This is a genomic window from Pseudomonas sp. B21-056 (assembly GCF_026016325.1).
In the GTDB taxonomy this organism is placed as follows: Bacteria; Pseudomonadota; Gammaproteobacteria; order Pseudomonadales; family Pseudomonadaceae; genus Aquipseudomonas.
Window position 1 is genome coordinate 1061711 of record NZ_CP087203.1, and the last position, 15760, is coordinate 1077470.

A 15760-nucleotide genomic window follows, 5' to 3' on the forward strand; every position below is an offset into this window, starting at 1 on the left:
TGGAATACCTTGTGGGAGCGAGCCTGCTCGCGATAGCGGTGGATCAGCCACTATTGATGTTGCTAACCGACCGCTATCGCGAGCAGGCTCGCTCCCACAAAGGGCTTTATGTTCCCTAGGCCGCCCGCAGGGAAATAAATGTGTAATCGACGGCTGCCTCAGTGACGACCCGCGCTCCACAGGCCAAGACCTCGCGGGCTATATCATCGCCGGACAAATGGAACTGCCATTCACCGGTTTCCTGCTCCGCTGGTTGCAAGCGCACCTGATCGATGGCGGCTGCGAATGCTGCCATGTTCGGTAGGTAGGCGGTAAACCCGTCACCTTTCAGTGCAGTGGTGCGGATGCCCAAGGCCGCGCAGATGCGGTCCTTGATCGCGATGTCCTCGCGATCGGCCTGGCGTGAGCGTTCGATCAGTTGGGCCAGGTCCTTGTCCACCAGCGCACCACCGACGATCAACTGCGGTCCGGTTTCCCACGATTCGGGCGGGCAGTCCTTCGCAGCTTTATTGAGCGGAATGTGCGGGTTGATCTCCATCGGATAGATGCGGCACACCAATGGGCGGCGTTCGTAGATGCGGCACAGGTTTTCTGCGTCGAGATTGCGGCAACGGCCGGCGTTATAAGCTGCGAAGGTGATCGCCACGAAGGCGTCGGTGATGCCGCTGCGAACCCTCACGGAACGGCGTTCGGCGTGCTCGCGTTGCGCTGTCGGCAGGCCGAGGCCGTTGGGCAGGAATGCCTCCACCAGGACAATCACCTGGCCGCCATCGGCGGCCCACATATACGCCTCGTCGAGGGTCAAGGGAACGTGGTGATCGGTGCAGCATTTGCCACAGCCTATGCAGGAAAACGTTGTGTTCATTGAGCGCCCGGTCGGAAACTGAAAAACGGCGATAGAAAAATGCCGTGCCAAGGCGGCGCCAAGCAAGTTGTGCGCCATACATCCTGTGGGCGTCAGATCCTTGACTGATTATTGCGCTGCTCAGTGCCCTTGCTCGGCCACCGCCTTGGCCGCCGTGATCAGGCACTTGGTCAACTCTGGTGAGGAAAACTTGGTCAGTACCCCGTTGGCCCCGGCCAACCGGGCCTTTTCACTGTTCATGGCGCTGTCCAGCGACGTGTGCAGCAACACGTAGAGATGGGCGAAGTCAGGGGTTTCCCGCAGGGTGCGAGTGAGGGCGTAACCGTCCATTTCCGACATTTCGATGTCGGAGACGATGAGGTTGATCTGCCCATCCGTGCCTTGCAGGTCCAGCAGGCATTCGATGGCTTCCTTGGCGCTGCGGGCGGTGTGGCATTGCAGGCCCAGGTTACGCAGGGTGTGCACCGATTGTTGCAGCGCCACCTGGCTGTCATCGACCACCAGGATGCGTGCGTTGCCCAGCACTTCGGCGTCTTCCATGCTCAGTTCGGTGGGTGCGGTTTCGATCTGTGCCGGGGCGATGCCGTGGATGACCTTTTCGATGTCCAGCACCTGCACCAGCGTGCCGTCCACCGAGGTCACGCCGGTGATGAAGGCGCGGTTGCCGCCGGAGCCATAAGGTGGTGGCTTGATGTCGGTGGTCAGACAGTGGACGATCTTGCTCACGGCCTGCACGTGCAAGCCCTGCTTGGAACGGCTGACATCGGTGACGATCAGGCAGCCGCCGTCCGGGTCTTCCAGCGGCCGCTCGCCAATGGCACGACTCAGGTCAATCACCGACAACGAGGTGCCACGCAGGGTCGCAATGCCTTTTACGTGCGGGTGCGATTCCGGCAGTTTGGTCAGTGGCGGACACGGGATGATCTCACTGACCTTGAGCAGGTTGATTGCCATCAGCTTGCCGCTGCGCAAGGTAAACAGCAGAAGCGAAAGTGAATCTGCGCGGGCTTTGTTGGAAGACATAAAAACCTTCTGTGGAAAAAGGTGGGGCGAACGTGAAGATCGCCAAAACAGCTTTTGATATTGGGTTATCGACTTGTTGGGGGCAGGCTTTAGGGTGAAAGCTGCCGACATCCGATTTCTGGGTCAGCGGCTTGTGAATACACAACCTGTGGCGAGGGGATTTAGCGAAACGTCGCACCGCCCCGTTGGGTTGCGAAGCAGCCCCAAATCAGCAAATCCAATCTGCCTGACACACTGCATTGCCTGATTTTAGGGCCGCTTCGCAGCCCAGCGGGGATAAATCCCCTCGCCACAAAGGTTTGAGCGACTTGAGAGCGTTATTTGAGCCCCAACCGCCGCGCCATTCGCCCCAGGTTTGCCCGATCCAGCCCCAGTTCCCGAGCGGCGCTGGCCCAGTTGTGCTGATGGCGTTCCAGGCTGGCGCCGATCAGCCTGCGCTGGAAGTCATCCACGGCTTCGCGCAGGTCGCCCGTCACCGGCTCCATCGCCGTTGCAGAGTGGATAGAGGAGGGCTCGGACGCAGGTTCGGCGGCCTGGGGCAAATCCAGGTCCAGGGCGCTGAGGCTGAGGATTTTCGGCCGCACCGGGCATCTGCCCAGTGCTTTCAAGGCGCTACGGCCGATCAGGTGTTCCAGCTCACGCACGTTACCCGGCCAATCATAGGCCAGCAGCGCGGCCTGGGCGTCGCTGCTCAGGCGCAGACTGTTCAGGCCCATGCGTGAACGGTTCTGCTCCAGGAAGAAACCGCTGAGCAGCAACACATCCCGGCCGCGATCCCGCAGCGCCGGTACCTGCAAGGGGTACACGCTCAAGCGGTGATAGAAGTCAGCCCGATAGCGACCGTTGCGCACTTCTTCGGCCAGGTCGCGATTGGTGGCGGCGATCAGGCGCACATCGACCTGGTGTTCCCTGTCCGAACCCAGGCGCTGCAACTGGCCGCTCTGCAACACTCGCAGCAGTTTGGCCTGGACGGTCAGGGACAATTCGCCCACTTCATCGAGGAACAGGGTGCCGCCGTCGGCCAGCTCGAACTTGCCGCGCCGGTCGCTCGTAGCCCCGGTGAACGCGCCGCGTACGTGGCCGAAGAGTTCGCTTTCCACAAGGGTGTCCGGCAGGGCGGCACAGTTGAGGCTGATGAGTGGCTGTTCGGCACGTTTGGAGGCCGCGTGGATGGCCTGGGCGACCAGTTCCTTGCCGACGCCGGTTTCACCGGTGATCAATACCGTCAGGTCGCTGCCGCCCACCAGATTGATTTCTTCCACCAGGCGTTTATGGGCCTTGCTCTGGCCGACCATATCGAGGGACTGCTGGCCGCTGGCCTGGCGATAGACCTCGGCGCGACGGTGTTCGTCTTCGGCTTTCAAGGCCAGGCGTTCGATGCGTTCGGCGGCGCTGACCGTGGCGGCAGCGAGACTGGCGAAGGCTTGCAGTGCACCGAGGTCGATGGGTTCGAAGCGCTCCGGGTCCAGGGAATCGAGGGTCAGCAGGCCCCACGGGCGCTCGTCGACGAACAGCGGGCAACCCATGCAGTCGTGAACCTCCAGATGCTCATCGAGCCCTTCGACCAGCCCGTCGTAGGGATCGGGCAGATCGCTGTCGGTGGCGAAACGGGTGGGTAGCGGGTTGGCCAGCAGCGCTTCGAAACGCGGGTGTTCGCTGACCCGGAAGCGCCGACCCAAGGTGTCGGTGCTCAAGCCGTCCACCGCCAACGGCACCAGGCAGTCCCCGTCCAGCCGCAACAACGCCGCCGCGTCGCAGGGCAGCAGGGCGCGCAACGCGCCGAGCAGGCGGCGATAGCGCTCACCTTCAGGCAGTTCGCGAGACAGGTCCGCCACCAGCGGCAGCAAGGAAGTCAGCAGGGAGGTTGCGGTCATAATGACTCCGTGTAGTCATAAGGACTATAAGTCTGAATGTGTCTTTATGACTACGTTATTTTTAACTTGTTGAAAATAAATGAAAATATTTGTGGCATGAAAACTGATATGCGTAGGTATCCGTTTCCGTTCCATGCGAGGAGTCACCTTATGCTTACCCGGGAAGAACGCGCCATCATTCGCTCCACTGTTCCATTACTTGAAAGCGGTGGTGAAGCGCTGATCACTCACTTCTATCGCATGATGCTCTCCGAATATCCCCAGGTTCGACCGCTGTTCAACCAGGCTCACCAGGCCAGCGGCGATCAACCCCGGGCCTTGGCCAACGGCGTATTGATGTACGCACGGCACATCGACCAGCTCGACCAGTTGGGTGACCTGGTGGCGAAAATCGTCAACAAGCACGTTGCCTTGCAGATCGAGCCACAGCATTACCCGATCGTCGGCTCCTGCCTGTTGCGGGCGATTGCCGAAGTGCTGGGCAACGAGATTGCCACGCCTGAAGTGATCTCCGCCTGGGGCGCTGCCTATAACCAACTGGCCGATATCCTGATCGGTGCCGAAGCCGGTATGTATGACCAGAAAGCCGCAGCCCCGGGTGGCTGGCGGGGCGAGCGGGAGTTCATCCTGGTGGCCAAGGTCCAGGAAAGCGCCGAGATCACTTCGTTCTACTTCGAACCGCTGGACAAGGGACCGATTCTACTGGCCGAGCCGGGTCAGTACATCGGCATGAAACTGTTCCTGGACGGTGAGGAAGTGCGCCGCAACTATTCTCTGTCGGCCCTGGCGGACAACGGTCAGTATCGGATCAGTGTCAAGCGCGAGCCGGGTGGACGGGTATCGAACTACCTGCATCATGATTTCCACATTGGCAGCAGCATCCAGCTGTTCCCGCCGTCCGGGGATTTCTACCTGACCGCCAGCGACAAACCTCTGGTGCTGATCAGCGGTGGCGTCGGCATCACCCCGACCCTGGCAATGCTGCAGGCGGCGCTGCAAACCGAGCGGCAGGTGCATTTCATCCATTGTGCCCGCAATGGTCGCGCCCATGCTTTCCGTGACTGGATCGACGACCTGGCCAAGCGGCACCCGCAGCTCAAACGCTTCTACTGCTACGACGAAGACGACGGCTTGAGCCCGGCGGCCGACCGGGTTGGCTTGTTGAGTCAGGAGCAACTGGCCAATTGGTTGCCGGAACAGCGTGACCTGGATGCCTATTTCCTTGGGCCGAAGGGGTTCATGGCGGCCGTGAAGCGTCATCTCAAGGCGCTGGGTGTGCCGGATCAGCAAAGCCGTTACGAGTTCTTCGGGCCGGCTGCGGCGTTGGAATAAAGGCAGGCGGCAAGCCTGGCAGAACCGGTTGCCTTCATCGCGAGCAGGCTCGCTCCCACATTGGATTCGGGGTGTACGCAGCATTTGCATGCACCATCGGACCCTGTGGGAGCGAGCCTGCTCGCGAAGGGGCCGGCATGCCTCACACAGCCTTCAACTGACGCCTTCGCTCGCCCAAAGTTAATCGGCGCTTAACCTTTCTTCTGTTTATTCCCCCTCAAAGTTGACGCAAGCTGCTCGTTCACTGTCATGGCCAGCGTGTAGACTTCGGCCATCCGACAGCGCGCCGAGTGTCGCAAGGCTGCGCGTCGATCCATGCATCCAAAGGAAAACGCAATGAGTGAGGAAATGATGCGGTTGGGCCGCGAGCGTCGTTATCTGGTGCTGCTGGGGCTGATCTGCCTGGCGCTGATCGGTGGTGCGCTGTACATGCAAGTGGCCCTCGGTGAAGCACCGTGCCCGCTGTGCATCCTGCAGCGTTATGCGCTGTTGCTGATCGCGGTCTTCGCTTTCATCGGCGCGGCCATGCGCACCCGTCGCAGCCTGACGATTCTTGAAGCCATTGTGGTGCTCTGCGCCCTGGCCGGTGCGGGAGTGGCGGGGCATCACGTGTATACCCAATTTTTCCCGGCGGTCAGCTGTGGTATCGATGTGCTGCAACCGATTGTCGATGATCTGCCGCTGGCGAAGATTTTCCCGCTGGGCTTCCAGGTCGATGGGTTTTGCTCCACCCCATACCCGCCGATCCTGGGCTTGTCCCTGGCGCAATGGGCGCTGCTGGCCTTCGTGCTGATCGTGGTGCTGGTGCCCTTGCTGGTGTCGCGTAACCGCAAGACCCTTCGCTGAAGTGTCTCGATGAAACGCCCCGGTTTCTCTGTTGGAGAACCGGGGCGTTTTACGTTTCAGCCATGGATGGGATCGGCCTTGATCCGGGACAAGAATGACCCGCGACACTGTGCGACACGTTGTCACACATCCAGGGTTCCAAGGTCCTTCGCGGTATGAGTCAGTACCTCATCCTGTAACAAAAAACTGTTCCGTCCTGCCGTATCCGCCAACCCCCTGCGCGGCAGGCAGCAGGCATTTTTAACAGCGCAGCGCCAAGTGGCCAGCCCCCCGAAAAACGGGCGCTTGCCAGGCAAAAAACCTCAGCGTGTTCCGTTCAGGCTGTCTGAATCGGGCGTAGTAGACCTACGATTTTTGGGGTTCTTGTTGAGAATCAATTTCGATAACATGCCGGACCGTTGCGGTATCCGGAAGAGATTGTTGCCGGTTTCGATAAAAATTATTTCGGGATGAGACATGGTCTACAGCGCTCCAGCTCACTACAATCGCCCGCACCGAATAGCCGACCCGGCTCAGGCTTGAGCACGAGAGGCGGTCGAAGGGTGCCAGCGCCCCATGCGACCCCAGGTGTCGGTGCCTTCCAACTACCCGCACCAAATGGAATTGGGCTGTAACAAGGCCTTTTTACCGACGAATTCGAATAAGAACTCACTGCTGGCCCAGGATAGGTCGAACAGCGTCTGACGCTCGACGGGCAGCCCTTATTCAAATCCAAGAAAATGCCAACCCTTGGCAGGGTGAAGTGTTGGCGATCAAAACCCAACTGCATTGCGCAAGCTGCTTTAGAGGTCGTGAGATGAGTAAAAACAGGTACCCCCGATTACTAGGCTTGTTGCCGCTGCTCGGCACGTTGCTGCTGGGAGGCTGCAACATGACCTTGCTCGATCCCAAGGGCCAGGTCGGCCTGGATGAACGAAACCTGATCATCACCGCCACGCTGCTGATGTTGCTGGTCGTTGTGCCGGTCATCGTCATGACGTTCCTGTTCGCCTGGAAATACCGCGCCTCCAACACCAAGGCCGTGTACACGCCGAAGTGGTCGCACTCCACCAAGATCGAAGCGGCCGTGTGGACGATTCCGGTCCTGATCATCATTGCCCTGGGTTATGTCACCTACAAGTCGACCCACGCCCTGGACCCGTACCGTCCGCTGGATTCCGACGTCAAGCCGATCACCATTGAAGTGGTCTCGATGGACTGGAAGTGGCTGTTCATCTATCCGGAACAGGGCATCGCCACCGTCAACAAGATCGTGTTCCCGGCCCACACGCCGATCAACTTCAAGGTCACCTCCGACACCGTGATGAACTCGTTCTTCATCCCGGGCCTGGGCGGGCAGATCTACGCGATGGCGGGCATGCAGACCAAGCTGCACCTGATCGCCAACCAGAACGCTGAACTCGAAGGGATCTCCGCCAACTACAGCGGCGCGGGTTTTACCGGCATGAAGTTCAAAGCAATCGCCACCACTCAGGAAGACTTCGACGCCTGGGTCAACGATGTGAAGAAGGCACCTAAACAGCTTGAAAAAGCTGAATACGAAGCCCTTTCCAAACCGAGCCAGAACAACCCAGTCGAACTCTACTCCGCGGTCACGCCGAACCTGTTCCAGACCATCATCGACAAGTATGAAGGGATGAACCCAGGTAAGCCGATGCACCACGAGAAGCATGAGAAGGAAGTGGCGCACAACATGGAAGGGATGGACATGAGCTCGCATTCAGCTGCCGGGGCAGAGGAGTAAACGATGTTTGGTAAATTAAGTTGGGAAGCGATCCCGTTCCACGAGCCGATTGTCATGGTGACCCTCGCCATCATCGCGCTCGGTGGTCTGGCGCTGTTCGCCGGGATCACTTACTTCAAGAAGTGGACCTACCTGTGGACCGAGTGGCTGACGTCGGTCGACCACAAGAAAATCGGCGTGATGTACATCATCGTCGCCATGGTCATGCTGCTGCGCGGTTTTGCCGACGCCATCATGATGCGTACCCAGTTGGCCATGGCCACCGAGGGTTCGCCTGGCTACCTGCCACCTGAACACTATGACCAGATCTTCACCGCCCACGGTGTGATCATGATCATCTTCATGGCAATGCCATTCTTCACCGGCCTGATGAACCTTGCAGTGCCGCTGCAGATCGGCGCCCGTGACGTGGCCTTCCCGTTCCTGAACTCCCTGAGCTTCTGGCTGCTGGTGTCCGGCGTCGTGCTGATCAACCTGTCCCTGGGTGTTGGTGAATTCGCCAAGACCGGTTGGGTTGCCTATCCGCCGCTGTCGGGGCTGCAATACAGTCCGGGCGTAGGCGTGGATTACTACATCTGGGCGCTACAGCTATCCGGGTTGGGTACGACATTGACGGGGGTCAACTTCCTGGCCACCGTGCTGAAAATGCGTACCCCGGGCATGAAGCTGATGGACATGCCGATCTTCACCTGGACCTGCACCTGGGCCAACGTCCTGATCGTCGCGTCGTTCCCGATCCTGACCGCTACCCTGGCACTGCTGACGCTTGACCGTTACATGGATTTCCACATTTTCACCAATGAACTGGGTGGAAATCCGATGATGTACGTCAACCTGTTCTGGGCCTGGGGTCACCCCGAGGTGTACATCCTGATTCTGCCGGCGTTCGGGATTTTCTCCGAAGTCATCTCGACCTTCTCCGGCAAGAAACTGTTCGGCCACCACTCGATGATCTACGCTTCCGGCGCGATCTCGGTGCTGGGCTTCATGGTCTGGCTGCACCACTTCTTCACCATGGGTTCGGGTGCCAGCGTCAACGCCTTCTTCGGCCTGGCGACGATGCTGATTTCGATCCCGACGGGAGTGAAGCTGTTCAACTGGCTGTTCACCATCTACCAGGGCCGCCTGCGTTTCACCAGCCACGTGCTGTGGACCCTGGGCTTCATGGTGACCTTCGCCATCGGCGGCATGACCGGCGTACTGCTGGCCATCCCGGGTGCCGACTTCGTCCTGCACAACAGCCTGTTCGTGATCGCGCACTTCCATAACGTGATCATCGGCGGCGCGGTATTCGGCTACATCGCCGGCTTCGCCTTCTACTTCCCGAAAGCGTTCGGCTTCAAGCTGCACGAAGGCTGGGGCAAGGGCGCGTTCTGGTTCTGGATCACCGGCTTCTTCGTCGCGTTCATGCCGCTCTATGTGCTGGGCTTCATGGGCATGACCCGTCGCCTGAACACCACCACCAACCCTGAGTGGGTGCCGTACCTGTACGTCGCGATGTTCGGTGCGGTGTTGATCGCCGTCGGTATCGCCTGCCAGCTGATCCAGCTGTACGTCAGCGTGCGTGACCGCAACAAGCCAGAGAACATGTGCGAACACGGCGATCCGTGGGATGCCCATACCCTGGAGTGGTCGACCTCTTCGCCACCACCGTTCTACAACTTCGCCGTGCTGCCGAAAGCGGACACCATCGACCCGTTCACCGAAGCCAAGGAAAACGGTACCGCGTACCAGCCTGTGGCCAAGTACTCGCCGATCCACATGCCGAACAACACCGCGACCGGTGTGGTCATGGGCGGCCTGTTGACCGTGTTCGGTTTCGCGATGATCTGGCACATCTGGTGGCTGGCCGCCGCTAGCCTGGTCGGCACCGTGGTGTATTTCGCCATCCATGCCGCCCGCGACGATCAGGGCTACATGGTGCCGGTGGATGTCATCGAACGCATCGAAGCCGAGCAGCACAAACGTCTGGTCGCGGCCGGGAAAGTCCGGGCCACCGCCACCCGTGTTGAAACCTCGTTGGAACAGGCTTAAACCATGTCGAACTTAGTGACCAATGTTGGACACGCCCATGGTCATGACCATGGGCACGATGACCATCACCACGACGCGGGCGAGATGACCGTATTCGGTTTCTGGCTCTACCTGATGACCGACTGCATTCTGTTCGCGTCGATCTTCGCGGCCTATGCGGTGCTGGTAAACAACGTCGCCGGTGGCCCGTCGGGCCACGACATCTTCGAGTTGCCTTACGTACTGGGCGAAACCGCCCTGCTGCTGTTCAGCTCGATCACCTACGGCTTCGCCATGCTGGCGTTGTACAAGGGCAAGAAAACCCAGGTACTGGGCTGGTTGGCCATGACCTTCCTGTTCGGTGCCGGCTTCATCGGCATGGAGATCAACGAGTTCCACGTATTGATCTCCGAGGGCTTCGGTCCTAACCGCAGCGGCTTCCTGTCCGGGTTCTTCACCCTGGTCGGCACCCACGGTCTGCACGTGACCAGCGGCCTGATCTGGATGGCGATCATGATGTACCAGGTCCAGAAAAATGGCCTGACCGCCACCAACAAGACCCGCCTGAGCTGCCTGAGCCTGTTCTGGCACTTCCTGGACGTGGTGTGGATCTGCGTATTCACCGTTGTTTATCTGATGGGGACCCTGTAAATGGCTAACGCACATTCCCATGATGGTCATGACGCCGGCCACGGCAGCGTCAAGTCCTATGCCATCGGCTTCATCCTGTCGGTGATCCTGACCGTCATCCCGTTCGGCCTGGTGATGTACCCGTCGCTGCCCAAGAGCCTGACCCTGTGGATCGTCCTGATCTTCGCCGTGGTCCAGGTCCTGGTGCACCTGGTGTACTTCCTGCACCTTGACCGCTCCGCCGCCCAGCGTAACAACGTGATTGCGTTTGTCTTCGCGGCGCTGGTGATCGTCCTGTTGGTCGGCCTGTCGTTGTGGATCATGTTCAGCATCCACACCAACATGATGGCGCACTGAGGAAAGTCCGGATGTCCTTAAAGCACTTTATCCAAATCACCAAGCCGGGGATCATTTTCGGTAACGTGCTTTCTGTGGCAGGCGGGTTCTTCCTGGCCTCGAAAGGGCATGTCGATCTGGCCATCTTCCTGGCCGCGATGATCGGCACTTCCCTGGTGGTGGCGTCCGGTTGCGTGTTCAACAACTGCATCGACCGCGACATCGACATCAAGATGGAGCGCACCAAAAATCGTGCCCTGGTCCAGGGGCTGATCCCGGTACAACTGGCCCTGGCATTCGCCACGGTGCTGGGCGTGGCCGGTGTGGCGCTGTTGTATCGGGTGGCCAACCCGTTGGCGGCGCTGTTCGCGGTGATCGGTTTTGTCATCTACGTCGGGCTCTACAGCCTGTACCTCAAGCGCAAGTCGGTCCACGGCACGCTGGTGGGCAGTCTGTCGGGGGCGATGCCGCCGGTGATCGGCTACGTGGCGGTCAGCAACAGCTTCGACATGGCTGCGCTGACGCTGCTGGTGATGTTCAGCCTGTGGCAGATGCCGCATTCCTATGCCATCGCGATCTTCCGTTTCAACGACTACCTGGCGGCCTCGATTCCGGTGTTGCCGGTCAAGCGCGGTATCCGCGTGGCCAAGAAACACATCCTGCTCTACATCCTGGCCTTCCTCGTGGCGACCTTGATGCTGACCTTCAGCGGCTACGCCGGCATGAGCTACCTCGCCGTCGCCGCCGCCATGGGCATGTACTGGCTGTACATGGCCTGGACCGGCTACAAGGCAGTGGATGATACGGTCTGGGCACGCAAGCTGTTCGTGTTCTCGATCTTCACCATCACCGCCCTGAGCGTCATGATGTCCCTGGACTTCAAAGTGCCTAGCGAGCTGCTGCTGACCTACGCACCTTAAGCGCCAGACGCCCCACAAAAAGCCCCGCCTTCGAGAGAAGCGCGGGGCTTTTTCATGGGCGTTGCCTGGGCTGGTGAAGTTCCCGTGTGAGCGGGCTTGCTCGCGAAGACGTCGGCCCATTCAATATTCATGATGACTGACCCACTGCTATCGCGAGCAGGCTCCCACAGGTATCGGTGTGGGGCACATCATCGGCGAGCACTGCTGAACCAATGTGGGAGCGAGCCTGCTCGCGATGGCGGTGGTACATCCAACATCAGTTCAAACTGACCCACCGCCTTCGCGAGCAAGCCCGCTCCCACAAAGGGGGAAGGGCTTATTGCGGGGCGATGCTGTAGCCGTCGAAGGCTTTTTGCTGTTGCAAGGCGGTGATGATGCTTTTGCGGGTGACCGGTTGTTCGGTGCCGTCGTTGTCCAGGAAAAGGTCGTTTTCCAGTTCGGCCTCGTCCCCTTCTCCGACGAAATTGAAGCCCAGGAATTCGAAGGCCTCACGGTCGACGTTCGGCTTGGAACGCGGGGTGCGCAGGGGCAGGGTGACGCTGATGCCATCCTTGCTGATGACGAACACTTCCGCTTCCTTCTTGGCCCGCGACGCCTTGCCCTTGCTGCCGCTCGGGTTGCTGATCGCCTGGTGGGTCTGGTTCAGCACCTTCAACGCCAGGCCATAGACCAGTTCCTGAAAGGCCGGATCGTCCTTGTAGCTGGAAAGAATCCGGCTGATGGGGAAGCGGCTGCTGAGGTCTTCCAGCGCGGCGAAATCGGCGGCTTCGGCGTCCTTGAGCTGCTTGAGCTGGCCCATCAGTTCATAGGCCTTGTCATCGTCGAACGCATCGTGAGCCTGGCGGATGGCATTGCGCAGCTCGCGGATCTGGTCGCTTTCGCGGTTCGACTGGAAGGCATCCAGCACCATTTCACTGATGTTCTTGGCCTGGGGCAGATGCTGTGAAAGATTGATGGAGTTTTCGTATTCCGCTTTGGACGACAGGGTGACTACGGATTCAGCGGTGTTGGAATCGGACATTGAAATTTCACTACTTCTGTTAGCTGGATAAGGCGAGAAAGGCATTGAGCGTTTTTTCGGTCGCCTAATCTATTGGACGCGGGCGGCGTTGTCACGGCTGATCCGGTGGCTGGTCGGCATTTGTTGCAGGTCCTGGCGTTCAGGTGCGCATCAGTGCCTCCAGTCGCAACGCATCGGGGATGGCGGCGCCGCTGGCGGTGTTGTCGAAGATGCACCAGGTCGGTGTATCGGGCTCGTGTTTCAATTGCTGGGCGAGTTGTTCCAGCCAAGAGTCTTCGTAGCGGGAGTGGTAGATCCGCGGCGAGCCGTGCAACCGGTAGTAACGCACCCCGGGCCAGCCCCCAGGCTGATCGCAACCGGGCAGCGGAGACGGATCGGCGGCGACGCGGCCGATGTGTTCGTCTTGCAGCAGCGTGGTGACGTGCGCTGCGAGCCAACTCGGGTGCCGCGGCTCAAGCACGGCATGTCCCTGATAACGGTCCCGCAAGGCCTTGAAGAACGATTCGGCCACCACTGCATCGAAGGCCAGCGACGGCGGCAACTGAATCAGCAGACAACCCAGCTTTTCCCTCAATTGCGAACATTGCCCGAGAAACTCATCCACAAGCCCTTCGCAGTCGCGCAGCCGCCGTTCATGGGTAATCTGCTTGGGCACCTTGACTGAGAAGCGGAAGTCCGGCGCGACGCTGGCTGCCCACTTTGCATAGGTGGCGGGGCGGTGGGGGCGATAGAACGAACTGTTGATCTCCACGGCCGGGAAGCGGGCGCTGTAGCGTTGCAGGTGGGTGCCTTCCTCGGGAAAGGCCGGCCATTGCTCGCGGGGCAGCGACCAGCCGGCGCAGCCCAGGTGAAGGTCGGGTGAAGAGCGAGGTTGAATCGACAAGGGTAACGACCTGTACCGTCTCCGGTTTCGCTGGATTATTCCGTAGCCTTCAGAGGCTGCTCTTATGTTTAGTCCGCGGATCTCGCCCATTTCTCCAACGCAAATTCCACAAAACTGCGCAGCTTCGGCAACCGATAACGATCCTGGGCGTAGATCAGGTTCATCGGCCGATGGGGCAGTTGATAATCCTGCAGCAGCGCCACCAGATGTCCATCCTTCAGGTCCTGTTCCACCAGCGCGTCGGGCAGCATCACCACGCCCATGCCGGCGAGGGCCGCACGGTGCAGGCCGGCGGAGCTGTTGATCAGCATCGGTCCGTTCACCGGCACTTTGACTTCGCCGTCCGGGCCGTTGATGGGCCAGTGGTCCTGGGCGAAGCGCCACTCGTCTCCTGCGGAGTAGGCGAACGACAGGCAGTCGTGTCGTTGCAGGTCGGCGGGTTGCTCCGGGGTGCCCCGGCGAGCCAGGTACGCCTTGGAAGCGCAGATGGTCAGGCTGTAATCGATCAAGGGGCGAGCAATCAACTTCGGGTCGGACAGGCCGAGGCGGATGGCGGCATCGAAGCCGTGGTCGAGCAGGTCCAGGCGCTGGTTGGTCAGTACCACGTCGAGTTTGACCTGCGGGTAACGCTGGCTGAATTCGGCCAGCGCCGGCGCAAGACGTTCGGTGCCGAAGGTCAGCGGCGCGGTGATGCGCAAGGTGCCGCTGGGCTCGCCTTGGGTCTGCTCGGCCAGGCGCTCGGAGTCGGCCACCAGCCCCAGGACTTCCAGGCAACGCTGATAATAGGTCGAGCCGAATTCCGTCAGACGCTGACGCCGGGTCGTGCGGTTGATCAGTCGCACCCCCAGGCGTTGCTCCAGTGCCCGAAGGTGATTGCCCACCATGGTGGTGGACATTTCGCACGCCTGGGCCGCCGTGGTCAGGCTTCCGGTTTCTACCACTTTGACGTAAACCGTCATTGCCTGGAACAGATCCATTATCAAGCCTGGCTTTTAAATGATTGAAGTAAAGCAGCGTTTATCCAGCAGAGGTGGCTAACCATACTGGAAAAAACCACCTGATGGAGCTTGATGTCATGACCGCCACCTGCCTGATGACCACCTACCAACCCCTGGCGCTGAGTTTCACCCACGGGTTGGGGACGCGCCTGTGGGACCAGGACGGTCGCGAATACCTCGATGCGGTGGCCGGCGTGGCGGTGACTAACGTCGGTCATTCCCATCCCCGGCTGGTGGCGGCCATCAGCGAGCAGGCCGGTCTGTTGCTGCACACGTCCAATCTGTACAGCATCGACTGGCAGCAACGGCTGGCGCAAAGACTCACCCAACTGTCGGGATTGGAGCGGGTGTTTTTCAATAACTCGGGTGCCGAGGCCAACGAGACCGCGTTGAAGTTGGCGCGTCTCTACGGCTGGCACAAGGGCATTGAGCAGCCCCTGGTGGTGGTCATGGAAAACGCCTTTCACGGACGTACCCTGGGCACCCTGTCCGCCAGCGACGGCCCGGCGGTACGGCTGGGTTTCAATCGGTTGCCGGGGGATTTCATCAAGGTGCCGTTCGGCGATCTTGCGGCGCTGGAAGACATCCAGCAGGCCCATGGGGAACGCATCGCCGCGATACTGGTGGAGCCGATCCAGGGTGAAAGTGGTGTGCAAATGGCCCCGCCGGGCTACCTCAAGGCCTTGCGGCAGTTATGCTCCCGGCGTGCCTGGTTGTTGATGCTCGACGAGATCCAGACCGGCATCGGCCGCACCGGCCAGTGGTTCGCATTTCAGCATGAGGGCATCGTGCCGGATGTCATGACCCTGGCCAAAGGCCTGGGCAACGGCGTGCCCATCGGTGCCTGCCTGGCGCGGGGCAAGGCGGCTGAACTGTTTACCCCCGGCAGCCATGGCAGCACGTTCGGCGGTAATCCGTTGGCCTGCCGGGTCGGCTGCACGGTGTTGGACATCATTGAAGAGCAAGGTCTGGTGAACAACGCCAAGCATCAGGGTGAGCAACTGCTCAGCCGGCTGCGGGCGGAGCTGGCGGACAACCCGAATGTGCTGGCGATTCGTGGGCAGGGATTGATGATCGGCATCGAGCTCAAGCAACCGGTTCGCGACCTGGCGCTTTGCGCCGCCCGGGACCATGGTCTGTTGATCAACGTTACCCGGGGCAAGACCATCCGTTTGTTGCCGCCATTGACGATTGACGGTCGGGAAATCGAGATGATCGCCAGGGGAGTGAGCCGGTGCCTGGAGTAAGGATGAAATTGCTGTCAGCGAAGCGCAG

14 protein-coding genes are annotated in these 15760 nt (G+C 60.2%); 8 read left to right on the forward strand and 6 right to left on the reverse strand.

Features of this window, described 5'->3' with window-relative positions:
* Window positions 1-115: 115 nt before the first annotated feature.
* The 3 genes from LOY67_RS04545 to norR all read right to left on the reverse strand — a co-directional run bounded on the left by LOY67_RS04545 (window position 116) and on the right by norR (window position 3762).
* Entirely contained in the window at window positions 116-865 is a 750-nt protein-coding gene (locus LOY67_RS04545; protein WP_265066129.1) for a YkgJ family cysteine cluster protein, read from the reverse strand.
* A gap of 120 nt (window positions 866-985) precedes the next feature.
* On the reverse strand, window positions 986-1888 hold the full coding sequence (locus tag LOY67_RS04550; RefSeq protein WP_265066130.1) for a chemotaxis protein CheV: 903 nt from the start codon (window positions 1886-1888) through the stop codon (window positions 986-988).
* A gap of 317 nt (window positions 1889-2205) precedes the next feature.
* Complete coding sequence (gene norR / locus LOY67_RS04555) at window positions 2206-3762, reverse strand: nitric oxide reductase transcriptional regulator NorR (RefSeq protein WP_265066131.1); 1557 nt, start codon at window positions 3760-3762, stop codon at window positions 2206-2208.
* A gap of 150 nt (window positions 3763-3912) precedes the next feature.
* On the opposite strand from norR, the gene hmpA reads away from it, so the two are divergent.
* The 7 genes from hmpA (at window position 3913) to cyoE (ending at window position 11583) form a co-directional block, all read left to right on the forward strand.
* Window positions 3913-5094, forward strand: coding sequence for an NO-inducible flavohemoprotein (gene hmpA, locus LOY67_RS04560; RefSeq protein WP_265066132.1), 1182 nt, complete (start codon window positions 3913-3915; stop codon window positions 5092-5094).
* Between the two features lie 336 nt (window positions 5095-5430).
* Entirely contained in the window at window positions 5431-5940 is a 510-nt protein-coding gene (locus tag LOY67_RS04565) for a disulfide bond formation protein B (RefSeq protein ID WP_265066133.1), read from the forward strand.
* A gap of 796 nt (window positions 5941-6736) precedes the next feature.
* The gene (cyoA, locus tag LOY67_RS04570; protein ID WP_047699654.1) at window positions 6737-7684 is read left to right on the forward strand and encodes a ubiquinol oxidase subunit II; all 948 of its coding nucleotides are present in this window, start codon (window positions 6737-6739) and stop codon (window positions 7682-7684) included.
* A gap of 3 nt (window positions 7685-7687) precedes the next feature.
* Window positions 7688-9718, forward strand: coding sequence for a cytochrome o ubiquinol oxidase subunit I (gene cyoB / locus LOY67_RS04575; protein WP_265066134.1), 2031 nt, complete (start codon window positions 7688-7690; stop codon window positions 9716-9718).
* Window positions 9719-9721: 3 nt separating this feature from the next.
* Complete coding sequence (locus tag LOY67_RS04580) at window positions 9722-10348, forward strand: cytochrome o ubiquinol oxidase subunit III (protein ID WP_265066135.1); 627 nt, start codon at window positions 9722-9724, stop codon at window positions 10346-10348.
* Window positions 10349-10684, forward strand: coding sequence for a cytochrome o ubiquinol oxidase subunit IV (gene cyoD / locus LOY67_RS04585; RefSeq protein ID WP_265066136.1), 336 nt, complete (start codon window positions 10349-10351; stop codon window positions 10682-10684).
* A gap of 11 nt (window positions 10685-10695) precedes the next feature.
* Entirely contained in the window at window positions 10696-11583 is an 888-nt protein-coding gene (cyoE, locus tag LOY67_RS04590) for a heme o synthase (protein ID WP_025211928.1), read from the forward strand.
* A gap of 316 nt (window positions 11584-11899) precedes the next feature.
* Here the strand turns inward: cyoE and LOY67_RS04595 are convergent, their stop codons facing one another.
* The 3 genes from LOY67_RS04595 to LOY67_RS04605 form a co-directional block, all read right to left on the reverse strand.
* Window positions 11900-12604, reverse strand: a complete 705-nt coding sequence (locus LOY67_RS04595) for a hypothetical protein (RefSeq protein ID WP_265066137.1) — start codon at window positions 12602-12604, stop codon at window positions 11900-11902.
* Window positions 12605-12743: 139 nt separating this feature from the next.
* A complete protein-coding gene (locus tag LOY67_RS04600) occupies window positions 12744-13487 on the reverse strand; it encodes a DUF72 domain-containing protein (RefSeq protein ID WP_265066138.1) in 744 nt (247 codons plus the stop codon).
* A 68-nt stretch (window positions 13488-13555) separates the two neighbouring features.
* Complete coding sequence (locus LOY67_RS04605; protein ID WP_265066139.1) at window positions 13556-14464, reverse strand: LysR family transcriptional regulator; 909 nt, start codon at window positions 14462-14464, stop codon at window positions 13556-13558.
* A 98-nt stretch (window positions 14465-14562) separates the two neighbouring features.
* On the opposite strand from LOY67_RS04605, the gene LOY67_RS04610 reads away from it, so the two are divergent.
* On the forward strand, window positions 14563-15732 hold the full coding sequence (locus tag LOY67_RS04610) for an aspartate aminotransferase family protein (protein ID WP_265066140.1): 1170 nt from the start codon (window positions 14563-14565) through the stop codon (window positions 15730-15732).
* Window positions 15733-15760 lie beyond the last annotated feature (28 nt).

Coding starts and splice junctions, on each gene's coding strand:
- cyoA (WP_047699654.1), top strand. CDS start 6,737: ATGAGTAAAAACAGGTACCCCCGATTACTAGGCTTGTTGCCGCTGCTC.
- LOY67_RS04565 (WP_265066133.1), top strand. CDS start 5,431: ATGAGTGAGGAAATGATGCGGTTGGGCCGCGAGCGTCGTTATCTGGTG.
- LOY67_RS04610 (WP_265066140.1), top strand. CDS start 14,563: ATGACCGCCACCTGCCTGATGACCACCTACCAACCCCTGGCGCTGAGT.
- cyoD (WP_265066136.1), top strand. CDS start 10,349: ATGGCTAACGCACATTCCCATGATGGTCATGACGCCGGCCACGGCAGC.
- LOY67_RS04595 (WP_265066137.1), bottom strand. CDS start 12,604: ATGTCCGATTCCAACACCGCTGAATCCGTAGTCACCCTGTCGTCCAAA.
- norR (WP_265066131.1), bottom strand. CDS start 3,762: ATGACCGCAACCTCCCTGCTGACTTCCTTGCTGCCGCTGGTGGCGGAC.
- cyoE (WP_025211928.1), top strand. CDS start 10,696: ATGTCCTTAAAGCACTTTATCCAAATCACCAAGCCGGGGATCATTTTC.
- hmpA (WP_265066132.1), top strand. CDS start 3,913: ATGCTTACCCGGGAAGAACGCGCCATCATTCGCTCCACTGTTCCATTA.
- LOY67_RS04580 (WP_265066135.1), top strand. CDS start 9,722: ATGTCGAACTTAGTGACCAATGTTGGACACGCCCATGGTCATGACCAT.
- LOY67_RS04545 (WP_265066129.1), bottom strand. CDS start 865: ATGAACACAACGTTTTCCTGCATAGGCTGTGGCAAATGCTGCACCGAT.
- cyoB (WP_265066134.1), top strand. CDS start 7,688: ATGTTTGGTAAATTAAGTTGGGAAGCGATCCCGTTCCACGAGCCGATT.
- LOY67_RS04605 (WP_265066139.1), bottom strand. CDS start 14,464: ATGGATCTGTTCCAGGCAATGACGGTTTACGTCAAAGTGGTAGAAACC.
- LOY67_RS04550 (WP_265066130.1), bottom strand. CDS start 1,888: ATGTCTTCCAACAAAGCCCGCGCAGATTCACTTTCGCTTCTGCTGTTT.